The following is a 2,342-nucleotide window of genomic DNA, read 5'->3' as shown; positions in this document are numbered from 1 at the left end:
TGATTGCCTCCCTCGGCAAAGGCATCCGCCAGAGCGAATGCCCTGAAATCCTTTGGTTTCGAGCGTCAAAGTAACGCCGACCGATGATGGACTCAACATCACAAAGATAGTTTCTATCATTTCCCATCAGGATGATGTACGAAGGCTCAAGCAAACCCGACGAGGCAAGCATGGTGAAGCGGCCGACAATATCAGATCTGGCGCGCATCTCGGGCGTCAGTGTCGCCACCGTCGACCGTGTGCTGAACAACCGGCTGCCGGTGCGCGAAGAGACAGCGCGCCGCGTCTACGAGACCGCTACCGATATCGGCTACCACGCCGCCGGCCTTATCAAGCAGCGCATGCGCCAGGAATTGCCGGAGTACCGGCTGGGCTTCCTGCTGCTGCGGGGCAATGATGCCTTCTACGGCGACTTCGCGCGGGAACTCGAACTGGCCATCTCGCGATCGCAGCGCTTCCGCGGCGTTGCGACCATCGATTTCGCCAGTTCCCTGGCTCCCGACGAGATCGCCTCGCAGATGCGCAGGCTGGCGGCGAAATCGAGGGCCATCGCCGTTGTCGGTCCGGACCATCCGACCCTGACAGCGGTCGTGGAAACCTTGAAGGCGAGAGGGCAGCCGGTCTTTTCGGTGCTGTCCGACTTTGCCGCCGGCATCCGGGAGGGCTATATCGGCCTCGACAACCGCAAGGTCGGGCGCACCGCCGCATGGATGATCTCCAAAGCAGCCAAGCGGCCCGGCAAGGTCGCCCTCTTCGTCGGCAGCCACCGCTTCCATGGCCATGAGCTGCGCGAGATCGGCTTTCGCTCCTTCTTCCGGGAGCATGCGCCGGAGTTCAGCGTGCTTGAAACGCTGGTCAATCTGGAAGCCAACCAGGTGACCCATGACGCGATGATCGATCTTCTGGCGCGTTATCCGGATCTTGCCGGCTGCTACGTCGCCGGCGGCGGCATGGAAGGCGCGGTCTCGGCGCTGCGGGCAGCGAAGCCCGCGACCATGCCGGTGGTGGTCTGCAACGAGATCAACGCCGAATCGCGCGCGGCACTCGCCGACAACATCCTCACCATGGTGATCTCGACCCCGCTCGCCGCTTTGTGCCGTGAGCTCGTCGACCTGATGGCGCATGCCATCGAAACCGGCGCCGCCAACGCTCCGGGCCAGACCTTCCTGCCCTTCGACATCTACCTGCCGGAAAACATCTAGCCCGCCGCCGCGCAAGCCCGCCGAGGCAAATGATAGAATCCATCAGAGCGATGCGTAAATCGGCCCGCAGGCCGCGGAATCGCCCTTGACGCCCCGATGTGAAATGGAATAAATATTTCATCATCTGTGTATTTTGGTTCTTTCGTTCCGGAATATCTGTTTCAAACAGAGGGCTTGACGTTCCAGCCAGGAGGCAGGCGTCACCCGGAACAGAAAAGACATCAGGGAGAGATTCCCCGGGGAGATCGGGGATTCCGGATAAATCGGTGAAACCGGGCACCAATATGTGGAGGAGAAACACAATGAAGAAATTGATTTTGGGCGTCGCCTTCGCGGCGCTGATGAGCTCATCCGCCATGGCCGCCAAGGTTGGCGTGTCGATGGCCAAGTTCGACGACAACTTCCTGACCGTGCTGCGCAACGGCATGATCGAGCAGGCCAAGGGCATGAGCGGCGTCGAGCTGCAGGTCGAGGACGCACAGAACGACGTTGCCAAGCAGCTCGACCAGATCAAGAACTTCGCCGCCTCGGGCGTCGATGCCATCATCGTCAACCCGGTCGACACTTCGGCCACGCAGGCGATGTCGGACGCCGCCGCCGCAGCCAAGATCCCGCTGGTCTATGTCAACCGCGAGCCGGTCAATGTCGACACGCTGCCCGACAACCAGGCCTTCGTCGCCTCGAACGAAGCCGATTCCGGCACGCTCGAGACCAAGGAAGTCTGCCGCCTGTTCAAGGAAGCCGGCAAGAAGGAAGCCAATGTCTATGTGATCATGGGCGAGCTTTCCAACCAGGCCGCCGTGCAGCGCACCAAGGACATCGACGATGTGATCGCGACGCCGGATTGCAGCTTCATCAAGATCATCGACAAGCAGACGTCGAACTGGAACCGCGACGAGGCGCAGAACCTGATGACCAACTGGCTGTCGACCGGCAAGCCGTTCGACGGCGTCATCGCCAACAATGACGAAAGCGCCATCGGCGCCATCCAGGCGATGAAGGCCGGCAACATCGACATGAAGGCGGTTGTCGTCGGCGGCGTCGACGCCACCCAGGACGCGCTGGCGGCCATGCAGGCGGGCGACCTCGACGTAACCGTGTTCCAGGACGCGGCCGGCCAGGGCGCCGGCGCTCTCGATG

General features: G+C 61.8%; 2 protein-coding genes. Both read left to right on the top strand.

The genetic code is table 11. The annotated features are described in order from the left end of the window. Positions 1–170: 170 nt before the first annotated feature. On the top strand, positions 171–1,202 hold the full coding sequence (locus EN893_RS29600) for a LacI family DNA-binding transcriptional regulator (RefSeq protein WP_127270620.1): 1,032 nt from the start codon (positions 171–173) through the stop codon (positions 1,200–1,202). Positions 1,203–1,504: 302 nt separating this feature from the next. Further along, positions 1,505–2,342: substrate-binding domain-containing protein (locus tag EN893_RS29595; RefSeq protein WP_164901220.1), on the top strand; the 838-nt coding region annotated here is incomplete at its 3' end.

Origin of the sequence: Mesorhizobium sp. M7A.F.Ca.CA.004.04.2.1, assembly GCF_004022825.1 — a bacterium.
Lineage (GTDB): Bacteria > Pseudomonadota > Alphaproteobacteria > Rhizobiales > Rhizobiaceae > Mesorhizobium.
Note: the sequence above shows the minus strand (reverse complement) of the source record. Positions and strands in the feature narration are given on the sequence as shown.